Origin of the sequence: Vulcanisaeta sp. JCM 16159 (assembly GCF_001316265.1) — an archaeon.
In the GTDB taxonomy this organism is placed as follows: domain Archaea; phylum Thermoproteota; class Thermoprotei; order Thermoproteales; family Thermocladiaceae; genus Vulcanisaeta.
This window is the reverse complement of record NZ_BBDN01000005.1, coordinates 1-22,819: the sequence shown is the minus strand read 5'-3', so window position 1 is coordinate 22,819 and position 22,819 is coordinate 1. Positions and strand designations below refer to the sequence as shown.

Sequence of the window (22,819 nt, the reverse complement as noted above, 5' to 3'; positions counted from 1 at the left end):
CCTTGGCGACCTCATAAGCCTCATCCACACTTAGCTAATCCTCTAGCTATTTTCTCGAGTACCTCCTTCATTGCCGTCACCTCACATTACCATAAGCATCAACGTCGAGGAGGCCATGTCCTGATAAGTTGAAGAATATGACTGAGCCCTTGGGCATTCTCTTAGCCTCGTCAATCACAGCCCTTATTGCATGGGCAGACTCTGGAGCCGGTATTATGCCTCAGTCCTAGCGAACAGCCTAGCCGCCTCCATGACCTCCTCCTGCCCATAAGCCCTAGCCTCAACAAGGCCCTCCCTAACCAACAACGATAGTGCTGGCGCCGCTCCGTGATATCTAAGTCCTGCTGCGTGTGTCGGTGGTGGTACGTAGTCGTGACCTAGGGTGAGCATCTTAACCATTGGTAGTAATCCGCCAGTGTCGGGGAAGTCGTACATGTACCTGCCACTGGTTAGCTTGGGCGCCGCCTTTGACTCCACCGCGAGGAACTTGGTCCTTTCAAAGCCCTCGCCCCTGAGTTTTGCACCTATCATTGGGAATGAGAAACCACTGAAGTTGCTACCACCGCCAACGCACCCAATCACTAGGTCTGGCTCCTCTGGCATTTGCTGTAGAACCTCCTGCCCAATCACCGTTTGGTGAAGTATTACGAAACCAAGCACACTACCTGGTATGTACTTCCTACCCTCACCCATTAACGTGAATTCGATCGCCTCAGTGATGGCTAGACCCAGGCTACCTGGGTGATCAGGCCTAGCTCTCAATGCCTCTTTTCCGTACTTCGTCAATTCGCTGGGGCTTGGGTAAACCTCCGCGCCGTAGGTCCTCATGAAAAGAACCCTCTGCGTCTTATTGAAGTAGGAGTTCCTTGTCATGAATACCGTGGCCTTAGCACCAAGCAATGCCGCAGCCAACGACACAGCCAGGCCCCACTGCCCCGCTCCGGTCTCTGTGACGACTTCCTTAGCCCCATCCTTAAGTGCGTAGTATACCTGGGGTATTGCCGTGTTTAATTTATGGGAGCCCGTCGGTAGTGCACCCTCGAATTTATAGTAAATCCTAACACCATTACCCAACGCCCTCTCAAGCCCATAGGCCCTCCTAAATGGTGTTGGCCTACCCATTCTCTCGTAGAGTTCCCTAACCTCGTCGGGTATCGGCACGTACCTAAGCGGCGTGAATTCCTGATCAATCAACTCACTGGGTAGTATCCTCATGAGCAGGGCGATCCTTGAATCAGCTCATAGGGATCAATGGGTGGCGGTAATGGCTTTGGCAGGTCCACATTTATGTTATACCAATAGTGCGGTATCATCATGGTAGACCACCCCTGAGCTTTACTATGAATTCCGTGCAGGACCTCGGATCATTTAACTTATCCACAAGCGCCGTTCCGACGACCACAGCATCAGCACCTGCATTGATCACGAGCCTAACCATCTCGGGCATGTTTATGGCGAATCCTGCGACCAACATCACACCATCAACGAGCTTTCTAATCTCTCTAATGTTTCTCTCAATATAGAGTGGTAGCCTTATTCCGGTTGCTGCGTATAGGCCTAGGTATATGAATAGTGGTTCGTACTTAACGAGCATGCTTATTAACCTATACGGTGTGTTGCTTGAAACGAAGAATGAGGGCCTTAACGAGTAATCCCTCATGATGCTTACATATCTTTCAAATGCTTCTAAATGCTCAAATAGTAGGTCTGGGAATAATACTGAGGATGCGCCAACCTCACTTGCCGTCTTAGCGACTAATTCTAGGTCATTCACGTAATCCTCGACGTAACCCATGAGTATTGTCGGTACTTCGCCATATTTAGTCACCTTAATTGCCTCCAAGCCCTTAAGCTCAGAGGCAAAGTGGGTCTTCCTTATGACTGGCCCATCGTACTTCGGGTTTTGTGTTGGTATTCCTATTTCAAGGAAGTCCGAGACATTCGATAGACACTTAACCGCGTTTAGGAAGGATTCTTTACTTGGGTATGTGGCTGTTACGTACGCGCCCAGGCCCGGTTTCCTTATGACCATTGGGGCATGAAATTCACCAACGAGTTGTCTCAGGGGGTATTTAAAAGCTTTATGTATTTAATGTTCATTAGTAATTATTATCGAACAAAAGATATATATTTATATTAATTATATATAGATTAAGAAATGCTTATATGTAATTGTAGAACTAACAAACCGTGGACTTTTTAACCATTATTGGCGAGTTAACAAGAAGGCGGGTGGAGGCCCTTAAGTCCAGTGTAAGGGCCCCAAGCATGCTCAAGGCCATTGAGAGGCGCAATTCTGAGGGCTACCTGGCATTAATAGCGGAATACAAGAGAGCTAGTCCAAGTGGGGTCGTTAGGCTTGACCTCGACCCTTGGGCCTATTTCGACACCGTCGGTAAATACGCCACTGGATTCAGTGTCTTAGTTGAGCCATTTTACTTTCTAGGCTCGCCAGTCTTTGTTAAGATAGCTCTTAATTACGGTAAGCCAGTGCTGTATAAGGACTTCGTTATTAGTAAGGAACAAATTGATGAGGCCAGGGGGCTGGTACTAGCTCGGTACTATTCATTAAGAGACTTCTTGGTGACGCACTTTGGGATTTGGTCGACTATGCCATAAGGCTGGGCTTGGAACCCCTAATTGAGGTTGACAGTGAAGATGATGCGCTTGATGTCGTTAATAACAACCCAAGCGTCATGCTTGGGATAAACTCGAGGGATTTAGGTAATTTATCAGTATCCCTGGATAGGGCGGTATCAATAATTAGGGCTATTAGGGGCAAGGCGAACATCATAATTGCTGAAAGCGGCGTTAAGAACGTTAATGATGCTTTAGAACTGGCCAGGGAAGGTGCAAACGCGATCCTTGTGGGCACGGCACTAATGAAAAACGTGGAACTTGCCCGGGAACTTTCAAGTGTTGTCATTAAATAATGTGTTAATTATTAGGTCAATAACGTGGGTCGAATAATCAATACCAGCCTTCCTTAATTCATTTAGGTCAATGTTGATAATATCCCCATTGATGCTCCCAGCATACTTCATTACTAACTCCCTACTTGGGGCGTTAACGATTAACTTTCTGGCACTTAACGCTCCTGATTACTCCTGAGTAACCTAACATCAAATAACACCGCAATTTCTGGGTTCGTTACTGGACCCTAATGTGAATAGGCTCCTTGGAGACCCTTACATGTATTTTGGCCAGTGTCTCCCTACGCTCGGGATCGTACTCGGGGTAGGAAATTACATAGAGCCCCCGCTTAATTAATCTCTGAACCAATTGGTCCGCGATTGTGTGTATTCCATCCCCACTCTTTCCGTAAAATATTATTTCACGTATTTCGGGCATACGTTTTTCTTATTATCTTAATTTTAATAAAAATGTTTGTATAAATTCTTAAGGAATTATAATTAAGAATTTCGTCAATAGCAGAAGATTTGGTGAACCATTACGTAATACTCATGGAGAATTAAGTATCCTTACTTCGGCACCCAATCTCTCTAGATCCCAAATGAATGTGGGCCAGGACTTACTAATACCTTCCCAATTAATTATCGTTACTGATTCCCTGGCTGATAAGGCACCTATTACACCCATCATAACGATCCTATGGTCATTCAACGCATCAATCTCGCAGCCACCCCTTATTTCATTAACGCCCTCTATCTCGATCACGCCATTGGCTCATCAATGCTCACGCCAGCCCCGAGGCACTTGAGGACATTAGCAACGCCCCTAAGCCTATTACTTTCCTTATAAACCAAGTGACTAACACCCAGTATCCTTGATTTTCCGTGAGCCCTCGCAAGCAATAGTGCCAGTGGCATCACGATGTCGGGCGAATCACCTAGGTTAATGCTCAATGGCTTCAACTCCTTAACCGAGGAACCCTTAACCATTACTGAGTCTTCGTACTCCTCAACCTCTACCCCAACCTCCCTGGCGTACTTAATGAAAACATACTCACTTTCAATGGCTTTACTCTTACTTAGATTTGTTACCCGTAGGTCCACGCCAACAAGCGCAGAGAGAGCTATGTAGTATGCCGCCAATGAGTAGTCACCTGGTATAACGAACTCCTCATTAACAGCCCTAAACTCCTGGGACCCACTTACGTAAATCATGTCCTCACTCCTTTCCACACTTATGCTGAAGTCCCTAAGCACATTTATTGTGGCGTCTATGTATGGACGCGACCTTATCGGTGGCTTGATGTTCACCTCGATACCGCCCTCCGTTAGTGGTGCCAGGTAGAGGAGCGCGGATATGTATTGGGAACTTATCGACCCATTTATCATCACATAACCACCGACTAACCTACCGCCAACGACCCTAATAACACTTCCCAACCTATCAACCTTAGCATTCAAGTTCTTAAGGGCATTCAGTAATTCATCCATTGGCCTATCAATGAGTGAGCCCCTTGGCATTAGTAATGTTACACCATCAATACCCGAGTAGACCCCTGTTAATACCCTAAACGTGAACCCACTTTCACCAACGTCAATAACCCTAAACCTTTCTGTAGCGATTCCGCGCCTAATCCTCACATGGTCCTCCTTAATCTCGACCTCCGAGATCGGCTTAACACCTCTAATCATTGACCATGTATCATCACCCCAATTCAATTTCCTAAGTGATACCCAGGTCCTCGAGAGGCTGAGGCGAGGAGGTACCTAAGGGTTAGTGCCTTGGATGGTGGAGCCTCGATAGTCCCCTCCTGAGCCTGAAGCCATTAATAACTAATTTACTCATTTAGGTTTGTCTTTACCTTGAGGTAAAAAGTTTTGTGTGATTATTAAAAGAGACAATATTATTAATGTGCCTTACGAGTTAACAAGCTTAATTGCTGTATCCATTATTGACTCCTCATCAAGTCCGTAAAGCCTCAACAACTCCTCCTCAGACCTACCCCAATGGCCGTAACCGTCAACACCAAGTATCTTAACCCTAGCAAAGCCACTCACTAGCTCTGCAATTGCCGAGCCAAGGCCACCCCTTGGTGAGTGTTCCTCAATAACGATTATGTTGCTGACCCTACGGGCTATCCTAACCACGGCGTCCTCGTTAAGGGGCTTTATTGTCGGTACATTATAAACACCCATCTTAATACCCATTTTCCTTAATTCTAGGGCGGCTCTCACGGCACTATGGAGTGGTGGTCCGTAACCCATGACCACTATGTCATCACCATCAATTAACTCGTATATCTCGCCAATCCTAAATTCGTAATCCATATCCATGGTTATCGGCGGTGAGTAATCACGGCCAACCCTAACATAAACAGGCCCCTTGTACTCAATGACCTTGGGTATTATCCTCTCCACATCCCACGCATCCGCGGGCGCCACAACGACCATGTTACTAAGCGTCCTCATTAAGGCCACATCCTCAAGTGCCTGGTGACTTGGTCCATCGGCAAAGTCGCTCAAACCAGCATGTGTCGCTATGAGCTTCACATTAAGGTTCATCCTGCCCAGGGAATTCCTAATCTGTTCCCAACCCCTCATCATGAACATGGCATAGGCCATGGCAACCGGCACGTAACCACCCAACGCAAGCCCAACAGCGACCCCCACTAGGTCCTGCTCGGAAATACCAACATTAAAGTACCTATTGGGAAATCTCTCGCCAAAGTACCTGGCCCTCGTTGATTCACCGACATCTGCCGTCACGACAACCAATCTATCATTATCCTCACCAAGCCTGGCCAAGGTAATTCCCAGCGCTTCCCTCATTGAGAATTGCGGCCTTGGTGGTGGATTTAGGGTCTGCTTACTGGTGTTCTCAAGGTTCTTAATTCCCCTGCCCCTAACCGTGCTCAGGAATATAACCGTCGGCTACCCCTGGTCCCGCGTGCTTGGTGATTAGCCTAATTATGTCCTCGTAATCATGCCCATTACCATAAAGAATATTCCAGCCTATTGCCTCAAATACCCTGGCATAATTAATGGGCTTAATACTACTTGCTGGGCCATCAAGTTGATACCTATTCAGGCTGACTATTGCCACTAGGTTATCGAGACCGTACTTAACAGCCGTCATTGAAGCCTCCCATGCCTGGCCCTCATTTAACTCGCCATCCCCCATTAAAACATAAACGACACCATCACTGCACCCCCTGGTCTTACTCGCCAATGCCAAACCCACACCCATGCTGAGCCCCTGGCCCAGTGAACCTGTTGTGGCATCTATGTAGGGTAGGTCCAGGTTATCGGCATGGGTTGATATGTTGGAGGATGATTGATTAACCTCCATAAGTTTATCCACTGGGATTAAGCCCTCAATGGCTAGTATGGCATATAGGCCGGCGCCACATGACCAATACTGAGTATGAACCAATCCCTACAATCATCATTGCCTCTCTTCATGATCCTGATAATTATGTTTATTATATCCAATGCAGCCAGTGAGGAGCCAAGGTGAATGTATGGAAACTCCTTATCAAGCCTAATCAGTAATTCCCGGGCCTTATCCCTAACCTCCACAAGCCTATTTATGTCAATTGCCATCTTTGATCCATCAATCACCATTGGAATTCCCGATATTCCATACGGAGCCACAGACATTTAACAAATATTTAAGGATTATCCTAACCTATATTCTCTATATTCTCAATAACGTAAACCATGTGAAATCACGAAACCAGATACCGAATCTCAACTAACTTAGTGACTAGGTAGTAGCTCCAGGTACTACTTATATAATCTATAAATGGTCCCTCCTCACCTGGCCTAAATATGGCGTATATTGATGGACCATTACCACTTACGCCGGACGCCACTGCACCTAGCCTTAATGCCCTGCCTATGGTCTCCAACGCATTGTAATAACCCAGAGACTCCGCAACGAGTATTCCATTTATTGTTGCTGCCCTCCATAAATCGCCGTTAATCGCCATACTAAATAATGCCTGGTAAATCCCCGACAAAGCCTTAACCTATCAATGGATCTCAGATTTTTACGTTCTCTATGACCTGTTATGACCACAGTGAACGGGTCCAGGTTTAATTGCTTAATGATGCTTAACGACTTATTGTCAGTGAGCACGGCACCTCCCAGTATCGCGCTGATGCGTCATCGAATGCGCCCGTTATTGACGAGCCATGGGCCTTCGTAACCTCAGCAGCAAGTCTAGCGACCTCCACAGGGCTTGCGCTACCCCTCAATGAAGTTAATAAGGTATATATCACACCCACGGCAACGGCACTATTACTCTTAAGGCCGCTGCCTGGAGGGACCTCGCTATTAACCTCGATACATACGTCATTATTGATGCCAAGCCTTTCCCTTAAGTAATTAATTATAAAGTTAATGAATTCATTCATAGCGCAGGGCCTATCATTGATTTTCACCCTTACCTTCAGGTCTACGGCTACAGCACCGCCAAGCCACGCAGGTATTGCATTTATTATTGATATACCTCCATAGGTTATGTATTCCTCATTCCATGATACCATGGTCTATTTAATTTCAGTATATAGTAACAATATTTTTAAGTTTCTACGTATAAATACCTAGTAATGCCTACATGGGGCAAATTACTAATGAACAAGCCAGTGCTGGTATGCGCCATACCCCTGAAGAAGCCGTCATTTTATTACTTACCCACATCCTGCGAAGCAGTGGAACTCAGACTTGATTACATGGATAACCTAGGCCTTACCCAGGAACTTAAGGGCGTGATTGAGGAATACGCATCGCATTACCCAACCATAGTCACTGTGAGAGAGCGTGAGGAGGGCGGTAGCCATTTTGTAAACCCCGAGGTCAAGTATGAAATTCTTGAGTTTAGCAAGAGTGTTGGTGCGTTGCCAGACATTGAGGTGAACCTACTGAGTAAGTACCCGGAGATGTATGGGGATGTTGCCGAGGGTTCAATATTGTCGAGACACGTGTTTAGCAAGGATGTTAATGCATATGAATTAGCGCTTAGGGATTTAGATATTGCAAGGAGATTCAGGGCATTGATATACAAGGTCTTCTCAATTAATGATGATGAATTCCTAAACCTACTTAGATTGCTCGGTATTTATGATGTTCACGTAGCCGTAATCCCAAGGAACCCTGCGTATAGGGCTGTATCGATAATCATGAACACAGCCCTAATGTATTGCTCAGTACGTGGAAGGACAGGCCCTGGTCAATTGAGCATTGGCCTTTGCAACAAGGTAAAGTTACTTAAGGGTTCATTATCGATGTTCAACAGGGAATAACTAGATTAAACCGCTGCGCAATCTCTCAAATACCTCATGCCAAGTTGGCTTTTCAAATGAACCTAACCAAATCCTATCCGACTCGAGGGCTTGCCTAACCAGTATTTCGAGGCCATCAATGTAAGGTATAGACCCCTCCTCAGCCAGTTTTACCAGGTCCGTAACCCCACCTGGCTTATACGCGAGGTCCAGCACAAGCCCGGCACCGGCATTCCTTGGGTTTATTGGAAATTCACCATCAATACCCAGTGGTGTGGCGTTGATTAGTAATTGAATTTTGACACCGACATTCTGCTGAAGGCCAAGTGCTATACAATCAACACCCCAAGAACTAATGAGCGAACATAATTCACGGCCTCTCTCCACAGTCCTATTCATGACGTAAACCCTGGAACACCCCAAGTCCCTAAGGGCCAGTGCCACGGCCCTGGCAACACCACCGGCACCAACTATCAACGCATCACCGCCTGAGTAACCCCTCTCACCTAACGCTTGCTTAATGGCTAGATAATCAGTGTTATAGCCACTAATTCACCGTCCTTATTGACCACGGTATTCACACTACCGAGTTCCCTGGCAGGACCCACCACGCCATCTATGAGCCCCGTAATAGCCACCTTGTGCGGTATGGTTACGTTAAACCCACCCAGGGAGTCCCTGGCAAACTCCACGAAATGCACCAACCTACTTGGCGATACCCTAAGAGGTACGTAAACCGCACTCACCCCCAATACTTTGAACACGTAATTATGTATGTTAGGCGATAATGTGTAGTTGAGTGGATAACCAACTACGGCATAGACCTGCATTTACTGATCACCAATTCAGTCAATTCCTTAATACTCACCCTAACCACATCCCACCTACCCACGTCCGTAACCACGGGAAGTTTTATGAAATCACCACTCCTCTTCTTATCCCTCAACATGGCACCTACGAGCTTATTCACGTCAATGCTAACCTCATTAATTAGGTTGAACATAGATAATGCATTCACTAGTAGGTTAGGAACATCCTTAGGCGTATAGCCCAGCTTAACACCAACGCGGGCCTCACACACCATGCCCAGCGCCACCGCCTTGCCGTGGCTAACCGAGAAGTTTGTCGCAGACTCTATGGCGTGGCCCACGGTATGCCCATAATTAAGAACGGCCCTTACACCACCCTTATCCAGTTCATCAGCCTCAACGATGCTTGCCTTATCCCTCAACGATTTATAGACAACATCCTCGAGAAGTGAGTGGCCCCTATTAATCAATCCATCGGCATTACCCATTACCTTATCAAGTAATTCCTTATCCATCGTCACGCCATACTTAATAACCTCCGCAAAGCCATCGAGGTAATTAGGCATTGGCAGTGAGTCTAGGAAGGATAGGTCAATGATTACGTACCTAGGCTGCCTAATGACCCCAATCACGTTCTTGAGACCCAAGGCATTAACACCCGTCTTACCGCCGAGGGATGCATCAACCATGGATAGCATGGTTGTTGGGACATTAACATAATCAACACCCCTCAGGTATATTGATGCGGAGAAGCCGACGACATCAAGGACACTCCCACCTCCAATGCCTATGAATAGGCCGTCCCTATCAACGCCCATCTCATGCGCGCTCCTCACAATGTTTAGCGCCGTCTCGATACTCTTACCCTCCTCACCATCTACTATCGGAATCACTGGACAGGCAATCTTAACCCTATTGACGATACTCCTCGAGACATACGTAACGCATCCCGTGTAATTCCTAGTAATCCTTTCCAGGGCCTCGCATGATTAATGTTGATTAGTACCTTAACGTCGCCATCCCGTGACCTATACGTGAACTCCCTCATAACGACCTACCAATTGCCCTAGCCACCTCCCTACCCTTAACCATCAACTCCCTAAACATCTCAAAGGTCAGCTGCTGCTCCGCATCCGATAGCGCTTCCCAGGGCCTTGGGTGAACCTCCACGAGGAGCATGTCGCGCCTGCGGCTATGGCTGCCAGCGCCAGCGGTATTACCAGGTCCCTCCTACCCGCTGGATGCGATGGGTCAACGCAAACCGGTAGGTGCGTTAGTCTCTTAACGGCAACCACGGCGCCCAGGTCCAGCGTGAACCTAGTTGCGTGCTCAAAGGTCCTTATACCCCTCTCGCAGAGTACCACGTTGCCATTACCCTCAAGGAGTATGTACTCAGCGGCCTGTAACCACTCCTCAACCGTGTTACCAAGTCCCCGTTTAAGGAGCACGGGCTTGCCCGACTTACCAACCTCCCTGAGTAAGTCGAAGTTTTGGGCATTCCTTGCGCCTATTTGTAGCATGTCTACGTACTCGGCCACGGTCTTCACCATCCTCGTATCCATGACCTCGGAGACAACTGGTAAACCAACCTCGTCACCCACCCTCCTAAGTATTTTCAACCCATCAATACCAAGCCCCTGGAAGCTATATGGATTTGTCCTAGGCTTAAACGCACCACCCCTAAGTAACTTAGCCCCAGCCTCCTTAACGGCAATGGCCGTATCCCTAACCTGCTCATAACTCTCCACTGCGCAGGGCCCTGCGGCCACTACGACCTCATCACCACCTATCTTAACACCACTGACGTCAACAATTGTTCTATCCCTCCAGGCATTACTCGCCAATTGGTACTTGGCCTTAACCTCGATAATAACGGCATTCGGATCCACGGATTTAACGGCATTAACATCAACCTTAGAGTCAGGCCAAGTAATTACTAGGTCATCTCCATAAATCCTAACAACACCGAACCTAACACCAGCCTTGTCCAGTAGGCTGGCTACGTCATCAACCCTATCCCTGGATACCTTGATTATCATGGCCCAACACCCCCACCATGTCGCCCCTATCAAGCCCCTCAACAACCTCCTTTAATAAATCACCCAACTCCCCAACCACACTCCTCGAGTATGGATTAAGCCTAAACAACTCATTACTAACCTCAACCTGCTCCAAAACTCTTTCCAAGGCCTTAAACGTATACTTAAGGCTGTGGGTAACGAGTTGAGTATTTAGGTCGAGGCCGATCCTCCTCAATGCCGCGTAAAGCGTGAGTAATAATACGTGGTGAGCAACCTGCAGATAGGCCATAAGCCTATCATGCTCCTCAGGGCTACTTAGAACAACGACATTGAGACCGGCACTTGTAAATAGGTCCTTAGCATTTTCGAGCTTATCATCGCCAGTCTTTGATGGTATTAGGACCACGGTCTCACCAATTGGATTACTCAACTCACCAAAGAGTGGGTGGACGCTTATGTAGTGGAAGCCAGCCCTCAGTGATTCATTCTCAATTAGTCTAAACATGGGCATCTTAACTGAGAATGAGTCCATGACTATGGAGCCCCTAAGCCTGCCTGAGTACTTACTCAATATGTTTATTGACTCATCCGTGGGTTTCGTGGCCAGTATGATGACGTCATTAGGCACCAACTCCTCATCATGCCTCTGGAGTATTACGTCAGCGACCCTACTAAGCGCCTTGGCGAGGGTTCTACCAACCCTACCACTGCCAATTATCGTCACACCAATATCAAGCCTACTCATCAGCTGAGCCCTTGTCGAAACCCTAATTATTGACTGGGCAATCCCGATGGCAGTCTCGGCATCAACACCAAACTTACTCAATCCCTCAATCCACTTGGCAATAACCTCGCCCTCCCTGTCCTTATCAATGATGGGTAGCCCAAGACTCCTCTTAACCCTACCAATCTCGCAGCAAGCCTAATCCTTTCTCCAATTAGCCTCATCAACTCCTCATCAATATTATCAATGCTACGCCTCAATTCAGAGAGCATGATAACCACCGATCAAGCAATGACTAATCACGACTGGGTTAAGATAACCATTAGGTTTGACCTTGTACCTTACGAATCTAGATATTCCATAGAGGTCCCAGGGTTATTAAGAAACTATATTTTTAAACATTATCACTATTTACTGCGTTTACGAAGCACCTAAGCCCCATCACGGCATCCCTCATCAACTTATCCGGCAATACGTAGGTATTACCCTCCTTAATGAGTAATCCAACAACGCCTTAATCAGTGAGTCAACAATGGAGTTATTCAACTCCCTACCCTCCATGGCCTCAAGGGCCATTTTAATGGTTGACCAGCGACAACCATTGGCGCAAACCTCGAGTATTCTTAAGTACCTTTTCTCTGCCAAGTGCCTACCCTCATTAATGATGTTGCATATCTCCCTACGAACTAGGTCAATAGCCTCCCTCTTGGTCTCGTTTAATGCTTCATTAAAACTCATTCTCAGGCTCTATAGCCGAAGAGCGTTAACCAACCAGGATTACCACCAAGCTCCTCATAGACCCTCCCAGCACCATCAAAGTTAATACCATGTTCCCTAAATCCACGCCTCAGGAACTCAACGGCCTGCTCCTCACTAAATGGTTTAAGTGTAATGCTCACGTAAGCCCTACCAAAAAGTGGAGATTCTGGATAATTTGATTTAAGGAACTTCGTGAAAACCCTGAACTCAGACTCAGTTATTATGAATGTTAAATTCCTCAAATTATCGTATGCATAGGCGAGGACCGGTAATACGTTGAAGCCCCTCGCCTTAACCAGTTCCTGAGCCTCGTCAAGGACTATTATCGCCCTCAACCCCTCATCACCAGCCCAATCATTTATTGAGTCCAGGATATCCGCAAGCATAACCCTATCCCTGCCCCAGGAGAAACTCACCCTGAAACTACTAATACTTACGCCCCTAATCCCTGAGAGAATGTTCAATAACCTTCTTGACCTAACCCTAGCGTTTATGGAATCCTCAAGCGCCTTAACAAAGTCCCTGTAACTCACGTAACCACTTTCCTCAAACCTCCTCAGATCTATGTAGAAGTAATTATTTGGTGCATACTCATTAAGTACTGCCCTAATCAATAAGGACTTACCAACCTCCTAAGCCCAAAGATCACTATTAACGGCTCGTTAAGACTGGCCCTAAGGCTCTTAACCTCATCATCCCTATCAAACAAGTCACTAAGGCTCTCCTTAACCCTAATGTCAAAGAGCAGTTACCCCCGCCTAACTAGGTTACCCCCTCCCAACCTATAAACCTACCTTTTAATGACCCTAGGAATTAACCCAGCCCTAATTGCGTGATCCACGAGGACTATGGCGGTCATGGCCTCGGCCGCGAGTATCGCCTTTGGCGCCGTGGACACGTCATAACGGCCCCTAAAGGTTATCGTAGTCTCCACCATCCTCTCCAAGTCCACTGTCCTCTGGGGCTTCCTAATGCTGGGTGTTGGCTTAAAGGCAACCCTGAACCTAATGGGCTCGCCAATGCTCATGCCACCGAGTATACCACCAATTCTATTAGTCTCAAGCCTTGGCCTACCATCCCTAAGCACTATTTGGTCATTGGCCTCACTACCCCTCATCCTAGCAAGCCTAAACCCAAGCCCAAACTCAACACCAACGGCACTGCCTATCGACATGACGGCCTTAGCAGGTCAGCCTTCAACTTATCAAAGACGGGTTCACCAAGCCCCGGCGGAACCTCGGTGGTTAATACCTCGCCAACACCGCCAACGCTATCCCCATCCTTAGCGGCATTGACCAGCACGTCTATGGCTCTCCTCATGGCTTCATCATCGACCATGGGAAGTGGCTTCTCCCAAGACTTGACCACATCCTCGAAGGTGTAGTCCTCCCTGGATATGGCCACGCCACCAAGCTCGACCAGGTGGCTAGCCACCTCGATATTCATCACCTGCTTAAGTACGGCCTTCGCAATGGCCCCAGCCACTATCCTAGCCACAGTCTCCCTACCGCTGGCCCTACCGCCACCCCTATGGTCATAAAACCTACCAAACTTCAGGTAATAGGCGAGGTCCGCATGGCCAGGCCTAGGCCTCATCCAAAGCTCATTGTAGTAATCAGAGATAGCTCTTCTATTCCAAACAACGATGGCTACCGGCGTACCCTCGGTAAACCCATCCTTAACACCAGACAGTATTTGGAACCCCTCATCCTCACACCTAGGATTGAGGATTGGCAAATGGCAAAAAACGCCTCCTCTCAAGCTCCTTCTTAATGAATGACTCATCGAGGGCCACGCCGGCAGGGACACCGTCGACAACAGCCCCAATGGCAGGTCCATGAGACTCCCCGAAGGTCACAACCCTAAATACGCGCCCAAAGACACTACCCATCAAGTCAACGCACTATTTAACCTATATAAGCATTCAAGGCATCACAGCGCACGAAAAACAACAACCAAAAACTTAAAACCTCAACAGACGCTATTAACCCGCGGCCGTGGTCTAGACTGGTCTAGGATGGCGGCCCCCCGAGCCGCAGAACCCGGTTCAAATCCCGCGGCCGCACCAAATTACAATCAATCCCTAATGAAGTATTATCAATATCATTCCCAATCCCCATATAATTCATTCCCGCAAAACTTATAGACGCGTTAACAATTCAATAAGTGGCCAGTGCATGGTTTATCGCCAACCCATCGCCCTTTATTAAATCAATAATGAACAGAGACTCCTAATCCTTAAGTTACCTAATTGAGGAACTAAGGCAGCGGTACTTAGGTCACGTACCATACCTGTTATGTCGATGAGAACGTCTCTATAAACTTTGATCGCCATTGTCAATCCATGTTTTTAATGTAATGCCTAACCTTTTATATAGTTCGATTAGGCATTGCTTCGCTCTGTCCTTATTAATTCCTGGATCCAGCGCCTTTAGGAAATCAAGGTCGAAACTTAACCTGATGGAGTCTGGGTAATCACCATATTGGTCCGGTATTCTCTTAAACTCCTTATCCGCATAGGCATCAAAGACCCTCACTAGTGAGCTTAATTTTTCATCATCTAACCTGGTTATGTCAAGTATCGACAATGCCCTCCACTGGCCAATATTTATTTCCGTGAATGCCCCCTCTGTCTCCTCCCTATTGGCTAGTACCGTTAGTAGTCCAAACGTCGTATTCAACCAAGTCACTAACGCCTTTTCCTGCATTTCATTCCCATTCTTTAGCTTAACCATGAAGAATCTATTGGCAATTATTGGCTCATCACTATAAACCGCAATCACCCTCCAGGTATTCCACCTAATCCTGTCAGGAACAAGCAACCTAGACCTCAACCTAGTAATTCTCTCAGCCTTAGGCCCACTACCAATGACCCACGCATTTGGCCTCACGAGCATTGCCTTCCTTAACTCCTCCTCACCACTGCAGAGCATGGGTACTGCATTGGGAATGGGTCTCTTTGGCAATGCATTGCAATCAACTCGGGTTACCCCTCTTTGGCAAATTAAATGCCTCAATTATATCTCCCCTCCTATTAACGCCCATGTTGCTTATCAAGTTGTTGAGATATGTAATTGGTATTTCTACGGATATATCACATAGCTTAATGGCACCGTTATTGATTATGTTATCAATTATGTTCAGTAATTCATTATCAGGTATTGTGTGAATATTCCAGTTAATAATTGTATTAAGTAAGTTGTATTAAGTAAGGCACTCCTGGGTACAGTCCTTATTAAATCGCCGTAATAAGTAGCGTTATTAGCCAGCAATTTATCAGCAAGAACCATCGCATCTATGGCACTCTTTGGTTTCTTCGTAAGTATTATGAACTTTGTTTCCTCACTTGGTTCATGTTCGTCAACCCTCTTAGCCACTATAAGTGCCTCACTTAGGCTTGTTCCCTCACTGAAGTTATAACCGTTCTCCGTATCGCTGCTTACTATGACGTACTTAACGTGGAACTTACTAGCCAGTAATGCCCTTGCGAGGAACCAACTAACGCCTGATAGAACATTCCTAGGCAGCACGAAGCTATCACGCCACCTGGCTTCACGTACTTATAGGCCAGGTATAGGAATAGGAGTCCCTCCCCGGCTTGACCGATATTTAGGTACCGCTTGAACTCATCTCTTGTGCCATTAATTATTTCCTTAATTATATCGGGTAAATTCTCCCTCCTTGCAAAGTCCCTTGCTATGTCTCTTAAATCCTCCCTTACGTCTTTCCTAACTTCATCATCAAGTTGATCAAGAAGTTTCTTCCTATATTTTTCCTCACTTATGAATCCGAATAAACCCCTCCTTCCACTAAATTCCTCGCTAACCCTGCCTGTTGCTCTCGTGAATGGTGGGTTCATAATTACTAGGTCGAACTTCTCAGGTAACTCGAACGACCCTTCACTACCCTCAAGCGATACCTTCTCAATGCCCTCGATCTTATAGCCCTCAATGAATGAGAGTATACCACCAACCCTTTTGCTATTGTTCAGAAGCTCCAGTGAACCCAGCCATGGCTGGTTCTTCCCAGTTATGTAGCCTAGGTATATTGTGTGGATGTTCTCCTTAGTAATATTCCCCGGGCTTATTAAGGCGAGGTTTATTGCCGTTACCTGAGCAGCGTACTTGAGAGCGTCAACTCCGTAAACACCCTCTTCAATCACTGCCTTACCTATTTCGTCTAGGTTAATATCAAGCCCCTTATAGTGCTTAAGTGCCGTTAACACATTCATCAATGCCGAGTAGCTAGCAGTGAGTAGCGTGCCATTACCGCAGGCGAAGTCCGTGACTTTAATTTCCCTAATCCTACGGATAAGCTCCTCGAGCTCGCTAACCCTATCAATAGCCCTCTTAATTTCATCCTCCAGCCCCAGCAATGACCTAACAGCCAACGTGGCGAGTAGGTACGCGGCAGGTATCTGCGTGTAGAATGTCGCGAAGCCCTTCCTCACTGCAATTATCGCCAGTAATCTCATGGTAGATCCTGCCAGCAAAGTCGTGCCTGAGCAAGGTCCTGTTCTGGGCAATCTTAATGCCCTCCTCAATTAATTCCTTAACCCTGTCAGCGGCATTTGACGGTAGTTTATCCAGGATCTCCCTCGTCAATTTAATGGCTTCCCTATAATCAATCTTCAGTAATTCATCAAGGGCTTGCTTGAAGCCTCGATAGATCCATGCTCACTTGCATAATTACTCAGTGGGTTCAGATTTGGGTGGGTGTTTCTGACGTGTTCGTAGAATATCGCAGTCAGCAATAACGACAATGCAGCCTGCGTGAGCATTAAATCCTCATCAGTGGGGCTCTGCATCCCATAAAGCCTATACATAACATCGTAAATCTCCCTATAAACTTCCCCACCCCTTAACGAATTAACGAAATTATCATTTATCATATGCTTAATCTTTTCTATTTCCTCTTCAATCCCGCCCTCCTGAATTAGATAATCAATTGCGTACCTAATTACGTTAGCCAACGTAGGTATATCAACGGCGAACCATCCAGAAGTCACTAATGGTCTTCCCGTACCCAATTGCTGGTTTATGAATTGAAGTAGGGAACTTACCTTGACATACTTAGGCGCGATAATCTTTACGTTGAATTGCGACTGCTTGATTTGCTCTATGAGCATACCCTTGGGCATGTTAGGATACCTAACAGGATAATGCAGGCTATCGCCAAGTCGGCGAGACCTTGGTTAATTCTATTCTCAGCATCCCTTTCGGCATTGCTGCCATCGTAGTATGCCTCAATACTTATTATTAAACCGTTATAAAAGCACCTAATGTCAGGCCTACGCCTACCACTAATCCTCTCTGCCTACAGTCAAGACCCAACTCATTGAGTGTATCAGCAACCTGATGTTAACCTCCTCCTCATGAACAAAACCACTACTCATTCTTCACCACCCTTCTCACCTTTATTTCTCCGTTTTTCAGTATCCATTCTATTTGGTCTCCGTCTTTTATGCCCAGTACTGCCCTTACCTCCCTTGGTATTGTTGTTCTCCCGTTATGCCAAGCCTTGGGCCTTGCCAGTACATGCACTGCGCTAGCAAGGTCGCTAGCCAATTAATTAGTGCTTTACTTAAGTGGTATACGTAGACACAGCACCGAACTAAACCACTAAACAACCGAGGAACAAGCCAAACCATCCTCACTCCCATAAAACCCCTCAAGAGCCCTCACAGGATCTCTCACCCTTTATTAACTTCAATGCCTACCCTTCATTACCCCTAGCCTCTATCATCGCTTGGTTATTCGTTATTCCATACATTATAGCCCTGGATCTAATATCTAGTGCTTCCATTAGATTGCATATCTTGTGGATAGTACACCATGCTTACAGCAGGATTATGCTGCAGTGATACTCAATTTGAAGAGGACTCACTGTGGGATTGCACGGTCATTGTATTAACTATATAGGCGGAAACTGCGACAATTTAATGAAATACCGCAGGAACTACCGGCATTAATAGGTTAACCAATGGGTGAGGGCATTTTGATGAAGAATCTAAAGATTATTGTAAGAACAGTTTTTGCCGCTTTTAATTTTGCTCTCTACAGTAATGATACTTCCGAAACAAATCATTGCCCTAACCATACTAACTACCCGTTTACAATCAGCTGATGGTTGTAATTATGAAATAACGACTAATGAAATTACACCGAAATATAAACCCGTGGTATTAATTATGTATATCACGGATTCCTCCGTTATGTACTTACCCTCCGTGTAACACAGGAATAGTACCCGATATAGTACCGCTTCCAAGCGACAACTAAATACTATGAATGTGTCATTGCTCAGACATCACGAATGTTAACTCATGGACCTTCATTGACAACGCAGCGCCACATCACTGGATGGATGAGGCTGGGCTTGTGAATGGTTGGTTTACGCAACATCACCTGCATTAACTCTTTTTTTCGAGCATCTTAACTTCATACTCAACATTAATTAAGTACTCCCAAAGTGCGTCGAATGCCTCGTCCTTGTCAATGAGTCCTAACTTAGCCTTAACTATTACATCAAATGCGCAGTCAAGAAACTTCTCCTTACATTGCTTTATTGTCCTTTTCACAATGTTTTATTTCTATTCTTGATTTTTCAATTTTTTTGCCTATATCGAATAAAAAAGTTTAAATTTAAAATATGAAAACTATAATACACATATGCTATACATATAATTTATATGTATTTTAAGAAAGATCGATAAGGGTAAATAATATAAATATATTAGGATTAAATAATGACAGAGCCCATACCTGCCTTGCATTCACGCCATTGGGCCACCCAACGACCCGCGAAACCGGGCCGCTGGGACCCAGTGGTGTGGGTGCATGCAGGGGGCAAATTATTTAATTATTTATGGTAATGTTGTTCTTATCATGAGGAAAGCCTTTTAACATCATTATTTCATTGAACCAGTTAATGGAGTTCCTAGTCCTTAATTGGCAGAGACTTGTGGATTTATCGTTGGACCTCTCATTGATGATTAAGGATCTGGTTATAGGCCTGACTCGGTAATTGCTATTCTTAGGGGTGGTTATATCGTTGGTAAGCTTATTTCGGATTTTCTCGGTGTTGATGACTTGGTGGTTCTTGGACTCGTGAGTTATGGTACGAGGATTGGGGAGGGTGAGGAGCCTGTGGTTACTTACCAATAATACGTGATTTACGGGGCAGGAGTGTGCTGGTTGTTGATGATGTTACGGACACTGGGAAGACCCTTGCCGTGGCCAGAGACATACTTAGGTTCTATGGCGCCAGGGAGGTGAGGACGGCAACTCTCTATGTTAAGCCTTGGTCGAAGATTAAGCCTGACTATTACGTGGGTACCACGGATAAGTGGATACTATTTCCATGGGAGGTTGGCGAGGTTATTAGGAGCCAGGTTCAGGGTTCAAGTCCAGAGTCGGTAATAAGGAGTCTCAGGCTGAGTGAGTACTTTGGTGAGGACTTTGTGAATAAATTAACGAAGCTACTCCGCTAACTACTCATACTCAATAGTCGCCGGTGGCTTTGGGGTTACGTCGTAACCAACCGCGACGACCCTATCGTCATTGTTGAGTATTTCCCGCGCGATATCCATTAGCGTATCACGTGGTATCCTGGCTACATCAGCGTCATGAAGTCATCAGTGACCACAGCCCTAATGGACACGAAGTACTTACCGGAGCCCTATTCACTAGTTCGTAAATCACGTGTGTGATATCGTAAGCTGCGGCCAAGTACCTATGTAATTCATAGGCCAGGTCCCACCTGACCAGGTGGCCCTTAACCAGTACCACGTTTCCATAGGACCTAGAGTCACCCTTAACACCCGTGGCCCTAACCCTAAATAGGTAGGTTTGCAGATCCCCAAGCCCATTAATGGCCCTGGAAAGCCCCTCATCAGAGGTAAACTCGTACTCCCAAGCCGCGGCGAACCACTGGCTAAGGCCCATACCCTCCAGTCCCTCCTCGACAATGCGCGTTGCTTCCCTAACCACATCAAGCTTCTCAAGCGTTAGTTCTCCCACGGCTCTAATACTCAGTCCAGGTCCAGGGAATGGCTGCCTATTGACAATTTCATTTGGCACGTTAAGCGTTCTGGCCAATTCCCTGACTTGGTCCTTATAAAGCTCCCTAAGTGGCTCGAGGAGTTTGAAGCCGTACTTAGACGCAGTATCTATGCCTATTTGCTCAAGCACGTTGTGCTGAGTCTTGATGCCACCCCTCGTCTCAATCCAGTCAGGGGCTATTGTACCCTGTACCAACCAGTCACAGCCATAGTACCTAGCAATCTCAGAAAGCACTGCGTAAAAAAACCTCCCTAAACCTAATCCTCTTCTTCTCGGCATCACCGAGCCCAAGCATCTCGTGGTAAAACCTATCACTTGCATTAATAATGTCAATAGGAAGAATATCGTTGAGTATATCCTTAACATGCGCAGGTTCATTAAATCTCATGAAGCCTGTATCGATGAATACGGCCTTAAGCCTATTGCCGATGCTCTCCTCACGAGGACCGCCGCCGTGGTACTATCAACACCGCCTGAGATTGCCGCGAGGCACATTTAATGGTAGTGACTTAATATCCTCAATCATTTTGCCGATAATTGCCATGTCCATATTGTTTTTATTCTATTGATTGTTTAAATACTTTAGCCTATGGATAACCCGTATTACTTAATTATTTATTTAATTAAATTTATAAACAATAAACCACCCTCATTTACGTTGGCATAGATCAAGGAAGTTCTTCATTATTGTAAGTCCATGCTCCGTATGTCTAACTTCGGGGTGAAACTGAACGCCAAATCTATCGATTCTCTCATTAGCCATGGCCTCAACAGGTACGGCATCACTATACGCAATAACCTCAAAGCCCCTAGGTTGATTGGCAACACTTAAATTATGGCTCTCCCATGCAGTGAACTCCCTAGGCACTCCCCTGAATATTGTATCCTCCCTAACAACATAGACCTTGACACCGCCAAACTCAGGTCGATCCCTCGCCAATTCACCACCATATGCATAAGCCATCAACTGATGCCCGAGACAAATACCGAGTACGGGCCCTGGGAACTCGAGGATGTATCTAATGGCATTTCCAGTCCTTGGTAAATCCTCGGGTATGTTCCAAGGACCACCACTAATGATTAGGCAGTCAAACAACTGCTTAACCCTATCAAGCGGTTCGTCCGGGCTTAAGAACTCGCCCCTAAAGCCTAGTTCAGTTACACGCCTAAGTATTAAGTGATTGTATTGACCGCCGAAATTAAGAATGCCAATAACCACGAAAATGATTATTTCACAGTTGTTTAAATACTTTTATTAGCGATGAATCAGGTTAGCGTAATTGATCCCAACCAATTATCAGGTTATTGTTTAATGAGTTTATTAAATAATTTAATTGATTATTAAAATAGATGCTCGATAGTTTCACACGAAAGGTTTTTAAATATTCCAATTCTCGATGGAATAATGGAGGTCAAGCAGGGTGTATTTCTTAGGGAGTCCACGGGCTTGATCAAAGAGGCTGGTTTTTGGGATGCGGTTTCAATAAACATAGCAAACATGTCAATAGGCGCTGCGCTGGGTACGGTGGGCCTAACACTGGCTGCCTTGCCGAGCATTGTTGGTGTAAACTTAGTGTATGCATCATTAGTTGCATTTCTACTATCAGTGCCTCAAATAATCGTGTATTCACTACTGACCACGCTAATACCACGCACCGGCGGCGACTATGTATGGTTAACAAGGGCTTTTGGGCCTAGGGTTGCTTGGCTCGTTAATGGCCTGGTCATGGCATTCGTCATACAGGCATTGGCGTACTACGCGCTCATTGCGATAGCCGGCGTTTTCCAGCTCGAGTCAGTACTACCCATACTGGGTTTAAACGTGTCCTTCAGTACATGGGACATGATAGCCATAGCCATAGCCTTCTTCACAGTCATAGTCCTGGCTAACATATTGGGCACTAAGTACGGCTTTAGGTTAATGACCATACTAACCACGATATCAATGATTGGGGTGGTAATCGCAATATCCATAATGCTCCTAACACCGAGGCAAACGGCAATAGCAGCAATCAATAATCTACTACCAAGTGGTTACACATACTCATCACTGGCCAGTAGCTATAAAGGGCCTGAAGCCACATTAAGTGGCATACTCATGGTAATACCCTTCTTCGCCCTCTACGTATACCCATGGCTAATGGCCGGGCCTGCAATAGCCTCCGAAATAAGGGGTAAAAGCGCGATTAAGTATAACGTACCTGTCGCAGCCCTCATCACCATGGCAATGGCAACCATAGGGTTT

General features: G+C 46.1%; 32 protein-coding genes, 1 tRNA gene and 4 pseudogenes. 5 read left to right on the top strand and 32 right to left on the bottom strand.

Annotated elements, in window-relative coordinates:
- Nucleotides 1–76: 76 nt before the first annotated feature.
- Nucleotides 77–1,310: pseudogene (locus JCM16159_RS05680) on the bottom strand (TrpB-like pyridoxal phosphate-dependent enzyme).
- A gap of 2 nt (nt 1,311–1,312) precedes the next feature.
- Nucleotides 1,313–2,032, bottom strand: coding sequence for a tryptophan synthase subunit alpha (gene trpA / locus JCM16159_RS05675; RefSeq protein ID WP_054857226.1), 720 nt, complete (start codon nt 2,030–2,032; stop codon nt 1,313–1,315).
- Nucleotides 2,033–2,268: 236 nt separating this feature from the next.
- Here trpA and JCM16159_RS05670 point away from each other — a divergent pair.
- Nucleotides 2,269–2,933, top strand: a pseudogene (locus tag JCM16159_RS05670) (indole-3-glycerol-phosphate synthase).
- On the opposite strand, the gene JCM16159_RS18765 reads toward JCM16159_RS05670, so the two are convergent.
- The 9 genes from JCM16159_RS18765 to JCM16159_RS15180 form a co-directional block, all read right to left on the bottom strand.
- On the bottom strand, nt 2,913–3,044 hold the full coding sequence (locus JCM16159_RS18765) for a hypothetical protein (protein ID WP_367834320.1): 132 nt from the start codon (nt 3,042–3,044) through the stop codon (nt 2,913–2,915). The pseudogene JCM16159_RS05670 and the gene JCM16159_RS18765 overlap by 21 nt on opposite strands.
- A gap of 106 nt (nt 3,045–3,150) precedes the next feature.
- A complete protein-coding gene (locus JCM16159_RS15190; protein ID WP_243666059.1) occupies nt 3,151–3,351 on the bottom strand; it encodes a 2-oxoacid:acceptor oxidoreductase family protein in 201 nt (66 codons plus the stop codon).
- Between the two features lie 111 nt (nt 3,352–3,462).
- Nucleotides 3,463–3,678, bottom strand: coding sequence for a hypothetical protein (locus tag JCM16159_RS18760; RefSeq protein ID WP_054857225.1), 216 nt, complete (start codon nt 3,676–3,678; stop codon nt 3,463–3,465).
- Nucleotides 3,675–4,604: a 3-phosphoshikimate 1-carboxyvinyltransferase gene (locus JCM16159_RS05655; RefSeq protein ID WP_367834319.1), complete on the bottom strand. Its 930-nt coding sequence runs from the start codon at nt 4,602–4,604 to the stop codon at nt 3,675–3,677. Before JCM16159_RS05655 ends, JCM16159_RS18760 begins: the two co-directional genes overlap by 4 nt.
- A 225-nt stretch (nt 4,605–4,829) precedes the next feature.
- Nucleotides 4,830–5,741, bottom strand: a complete 912-nt coding sequence (locus tag JCM16159_RS05650; RefSeq protein ID WP_054857223.1) for a transketolase family protein — start codon at nt 5,739–5,741, stop codon at nt 4,830–4,832.
- A gap of 73 nt (nt 5,742–5,814) precedes the next feature.
- Nucleotides 5,815–6,273, bottom strand: coding sequence for a thiamine pyrophosphate-dependent enzyme (locus JCM16159_RS05645; protein ID WP_243666058.1), 459 nt, complete (start codon nt 6,271–6,273; stop codon nt 5,815–5,817).
- Between the two features lie 20 nt (nt 6,274–6,293).
- Nucleotides 6,294–6,572, bottom strand: a complete 279-nt coding sequence (locus tag JCM16159_RS05640; RefSeq protein ID WP_243666057.1) for a hypothetical protein — start codon at nt 6,570–6,572, stop codon at nt 6,294–6,296.
- 68 nt (nt 6,573–6,640) lie between these two features.
- Nucleotides 6,641–6,934 carry a hypothetical protein gene (locus JCM16159_RS15185; protein ID WP_243666056.1) on the bottom strand — a complete coding sequence of 98 codons (294 nt, stop codon included), beginning with the start codon at nt 6,932–6,934 and terminating at the stop codon, nt 6,641–6,643.
- Between the two features lie 94 nt (nt 6,935–7,028).
- A complete protein-coding gene (locus JCM16159_RS15180; protein WP_243666055.1) occupies nt 7,029–7,463 on the bottom strand; it encodes a hypothetical protein in 435 nt (144 codons plus the stop codon).
- Between the two features lie 63 nt (nt 7,464–7,526).
- Here JCM16159_RS15180 and JCM16159_RS05630 point away from each other — a divergent pair, with 63 nt between their 5' ends.
- Entirely contained in the window at nt 7,527–8,219 is a 693-nt protein-coding gene (locus JCM16159_RS05630) for a type I 3-dehydroquinate dehydratase (RefSeq protein ID WP_054857220.1), read from the top strand.
- Here the strand turns inward: JCM16159_RS05630 and JCM16159_RS15175 are convergent, their stop codons facing one another.
- The 10 genes and pseudogenes from JCM16159_RS15175 to aroC form a co-directional block, all read right to left on the bottom strand.
- Nucleotides 8,220–8,675 carry a shikimate dehydrogenase gene (locus JCM16159_RS15175; RefSeq protein WP_243666054.1) on the bottom strand — a complete coding sequence of 152 codons (456 nt, stop codon included), beginning with the start codon at nt 8,673–8,675 and terminating at the stop codon, nt 8,220–8,222.
- Between the two features lie 47 nt (nt 8,676–8,722).
- Nucleotides 8,723–9,028 (bottom strand): shikimate dehydrogenase, encoded by a 306-nt coding sequence (locus tag JCM16159_RS15170; RefSeq protein ID WP_243666053.1) that lies wholly within the window; start codon nt 9,026–9,028, stop codon nt 8,723–8,725.
- Complete coding sequence (aroB, locus tag JCM16159_RS05620) at nt 9,010–9,900, bottom strand: 3-dehydroquinate synthase (RefSeq protein ID WP_243666052.1); 891 nt, start codon at nt 9,898–9,900, stop codon at nt 9,010–9,012. Before aroB ends, JCM16159_RS15170 begins: the two co-directional genes overlap by 19 nt.
- Nucleotides 9,897–10,055, bottom strand: a complete 159-nt coding sequence (locus JCM16159_RS15165; RefSeq protein ID WP_243666051.1) for a hypothetical protein — start codon at nt 10,053–10,055, stop codon at nt 9,897–9,899. Before JCM16159_RS15165 ends, aroB begins: the two co-directional genes overlap by 4 nt.
- A pseudogene (aroF, locus tag JCM16159_RS05615) lies at nt 10,052–11,046 on the bottom strand (3-deoxy-7-phosphoheptulonate synthase). Before aroF ends, JCM16159_RS15165 begins: the two are co-directional and overlap by 4 nt.
- Nucleotides 11,021–11,902 carry a prephenate dehydrogenase/arogenate dehydrogenase family protein gene (locus tag JCM16159_RS05610; protein ID WP_367834350.1) on the bottom strand — a complete coding sequence of 294 codons (882 nt, stop codon included), beginning with the start codon at nt 11,900–11,902 and terminating at the stop codon, nt 11,021–11,023. The pseudogene aroF and the gene JCM16159_RS05610 overlap by 26 nt, the downstream one beginning before the upstream one ends.
- On the bottom strand, nt 11,851–12,024 hold the full coding sequence (locus JCM16159_RS15160) for a hypothetical protein (protein ID WP_367834318.1): 174 nt from the start codon (nt 12,022–12,024) through the stop codon (nt 11,851–11,853). Before JCM16159_RS15160 ends, JCM16159_RS05610 begins: the two co-directional genes overlap by 52 nt.
- A gap of 184 nt (nt 12,025–12,208) precedes the next feature.
- Complete coding sequence (locus tag JCM16159_RS05605) at nt 12,209–12,490, bottom strand: hypothetical protein (protein ID WP_054857219.1); 282 nt, start codon at nt 12,488–12,490, stop codon at nt 12,209–12,211.
- 2 nt (nt 12,491–12,492) lie between these two features.
- A complete protein-coding gene (locus JCM16159_RS05600) occupies nt 12,493–13,125 on the bottom strand; it encodes an ATP-binding protein (protein WP_054857218.1) in 633 nt (210 codons plus the stop codon).
- 176 nt (nt 13,126–13,301) lie between these two features.
- A pseudogene (gene aroC, locus JCM16159_RS05595) lies at nt 13,302–14,402 on the bottom strand (chorismate synthase).
- A 100-nt stretch (nt 14,403–14,502) separates the two neighbouring features.
- Between aroC and JCM16159_RS05590 the strand changes: the two are divergent.
- Nucleotides 14,503–14,579 (top strand) — tRNA-Gly (locus tag JCM16159_RS05590).
- Nucleotides 14,580–14,826: 247 nt separating this feature from the next.
- Here JCM16159_RS05590 and JCM16159_RS05585 read toward each other — a convergent pair.
- The 7 genes from JCM16159_RS05585 to JCM16159_RS15140 form a co-directional block, all read right to left on the bottom strand.
- A complete protein-coding gene (locus JCM16159_RS05585) occupies nt 14,827–15,477 on the bottom strand; it encodes a hypothetical protein (protein WP_243666049.1) in 651 nt (216 codons plus the stop codon).
- A gap of 174 nt (nt 15,478–15,651) precedes the next feature.
- On the bottom strand, nt 15,652–16,041 hold the full coding sequence (locus JCM16159_RS15155) for a hypothetical protein (RefSeq protein ID WP_243666048.1): 390 nt from the start codon (nt 16,039–16,041) through the stop codon (nt 15,652–15,654).
- Entirely contained in the window at nt 15,954–16,961 is a 1,008-nt protein-coding gene (locus JCM16159_RS05575; RefSeq protein ID WP_243666047.1) for a DNA methyltransferase, read from the bottom strand. The genes JCM16159_RS15155 and JCM16159_RS05575 overlap by 88 nt, the downstream gene beginning before the upstream one ends.
- A complete protein-coding gene (locus tag JCM16159_RS15150) occupies nt 16,891–17,115 on the bottom strand; it encodes a hypothetical protein (RefSeq protein ID WP_243666046.1) in 225 nt (74 codons plus the stop codon). The genes JCM16159_RS05575 and JCM16159_RS15150 overlap by 71 nt, the downstream gene beginning before the upstream one ends.
- Before the next feature lie 26 nt (nt 17,116–17,141).
- Complete coding sequence (locus JCM16159_RS05570; RefSeq protein WP_054857214.1) at nt 17,142–17,651, bottom strand: hypothetical protein; 510 nt, start codon at nt 17,649–17,651, stop codon at nt 17,142–17,144.
- A 247-nt stretch (nt 17,652–17,898) separates the two neighbouring features.
- Complete coding sequence (locus JCM16159_RS15145; RefSeq protein WP_243666045.1) at nt 17,899–18,078, bottom strand: AbrB/MazE/SpoVT family DNA-binding domain-containing protein; 180 nt, start codon at nt 18,076–18,078, stop codon at nt 17,899–17,901.
- A gap of 845 nt (nt 18,079–18,923) precedes the next feature.
- On the bottom strand, nt 18,924–19,091 hold the full coding sequence (locus tag JCM16159_RS15140) for a hypothetical protein (protein WP_243666044.1): 168 nt from the start codon (nt 19,089–19,091) through the stop codon (nt 18,924–18,926).
- 609 nt (nt 19,092–19,700) lie between these two features.
- Between JCM16159_RS15140 and JCM16159_RS15135 the strand changes: the two genes are divergently transcribed.
- Nucleotides 19,701–20,003: a phosphoribosyltransferase gene (locus JCM16159_RS15135; RefSeq protein ID WP_243666043.1), complete on the top strand. Its 303-nt coding sequence runs from the start codon at nt 19,701–19,703 to the stop codon at nt 20,001–20,003.
- Here JCM16159_RS15135 and JCM16159_RS15130 read toward each other — a convergent pair whose 3' ends face one another.
- From JCM16159_RS15130 to JCM16159_RS05555, 4 genes are all read right to left on the bottom strand, one after another.
- Entirely contained in the window at nt 20,004–20,102 is a 99-nt protein-coding gene (locus JCM16159_RS15130; protein WP_243666042.1) for a hypothetical protein, read from the bottom strand. It lies immediately after the preceding gene.
- A 34-nt stretch (nt 20,103–20,136) separates the two neighbouring features.
- Entirely contained in the window at nt 20,137–20,808 is a 672-nt protein-coding gene (locus JCM16159_RS15125; RefSeq protein WP_243666041.1) for a hypothetical protein, read from the bottom strand.
- Nucleotides 20,798–20,962, bottom strand: a complete 165-nt coding sequence (locus JCM16159_RS15120) for a hypothetical protein (protein WP_243666040.1) — start codon at nt 20,960–20,962, stop codon at nt 20,798–20,800. Before JCM16159_RS15120 ends, JCM16159_RS15125 begins: the two co-directional genes overlap by 11 nt.
- Before the next feature lie 261 nt (nt 20,963–21,223).
- Complete coding sequence (locus JCM16159_RS05555; protein WP_054857213.1) at nt 21,224–21,793, bottom strand: GMP synthase subunit A; 570 nt, start codon at nt 21,791–21,793, stop codon at nt 21,224–21,226.
- A 186-nt stretch (nt 21,794–21,979) separates the two neighbouring features.
- Here JCM16159_RS05555 and JCM16159_RS05550 point away from each other — a divergent pair.
- A partial coding sequence (locus JCM16159_RS05550) for an amino acid permease (protein ID WP_243666039.1) occupies nt 21,980–22,819 on the top strand: 840 nt, incomplete at its 3' end.

Coding starts and splice junctions, on each gene's coding strand:
- trpA (WP_054857226.1), bottom strand. CDS start 2,032: ATGGTCATAAGGAAACCGGGCCTGGGCGCGTACGTAACAGCCACATAC.
- JCM16159_RS18765 (WP_367834320.1), bottom strand. CDS start 3,044: ATGAAGTATGCTGGGAGCATCAATGGGGATATTATCAACATTGACCTA.
- JCM16159_RS15190 (WP_243666059.1), bottom strand. CDS start 3,351: ATGCCCGAAATACGTGAAATAATATTTTACGGAAAGAGTGGGGATGGA.
- JCM16159_RS05655 (WP_367834319.1), bottom strand. CDS start 4,604: ATGATTAGAGGTGTTAAGCCGATCTCGGAGGTCGAGATTAAGGAGGAC.
- JCM16159_RS05650 (WP_054857223.1), bottom strand. CDS start 5,741: ATGAGGGAAGCGCTGGGAATTACCTTGGCCAGGCTTGGTGAGGATAAT.
- JCM16159_RS05640 (WP_243666057.1), bottom strand. CDS start 6,572: ATGTCTGTGGCTCCGTATGGAATATCGGGAATTCCAATGGTGATTGAT.
- JCM16159_RS15180 (WP_243666055.1), bottom strand. CDS start 7,463: ATGGTATCATGGAATGAGGAATACATAACCTATGGAGGTATATCAATA.
- JCM16159_RS05630 (WP_054857220.1), top strand. CDS start 7,527: ATGCCTACATGGGGCAAATTACTAATGAACAAGCCAGTGCTGGTATGC.
- JCM16159_RS15170 (WP_243666053.1), bottom strand. CDS start 9,028: ATGCAGGTCTATGCCGTAGTTGGTTATCCACTCAACTACACATTATCG.
- JCM16159_RS15165 (WP_243666051.1), bottom strand. CDS start 10,055: ATGAGGGAGTTCACGTATAGGTCACGGGATGGCGACGTTAAGGTACTA.
- JCM16159_RS15160 (WP_367834318.1), bottom strand. CDS start 12,024: ATGCTCTCTGAATTGAGGCGTAGCATTGATAATATTGATGAGGAGTTG.
- JCM16159_RS05605 (WP_054857219.1), bottom strand. CDS start 12,490: ATGAGTTTTAATGAAGCATTAAACGAGACCAAGAGGGAGGCTATTGAC.
- JCM16159_RS05570 (WP_054857214.1), bottom strand. CDS start 17,651: ATGCCCAAGGGTATGCTCATAGAGCAAATCAAGCAGTCGCAATTCAAC.
- JCM16159_RS15130 (WP_243666042.1), bottom strand. CDS start 20,102: ATGGATATCGCGCGGGAAATACTCAACAATGACGATAGGGTCGTCGCG.
- JCM16159_RS15120 (WP_243666040.1), bottom strand. CDS start 20,962: ATGAGATTTAATGAACCTGCGCATGTTAAGGATATACTCAACGATATT.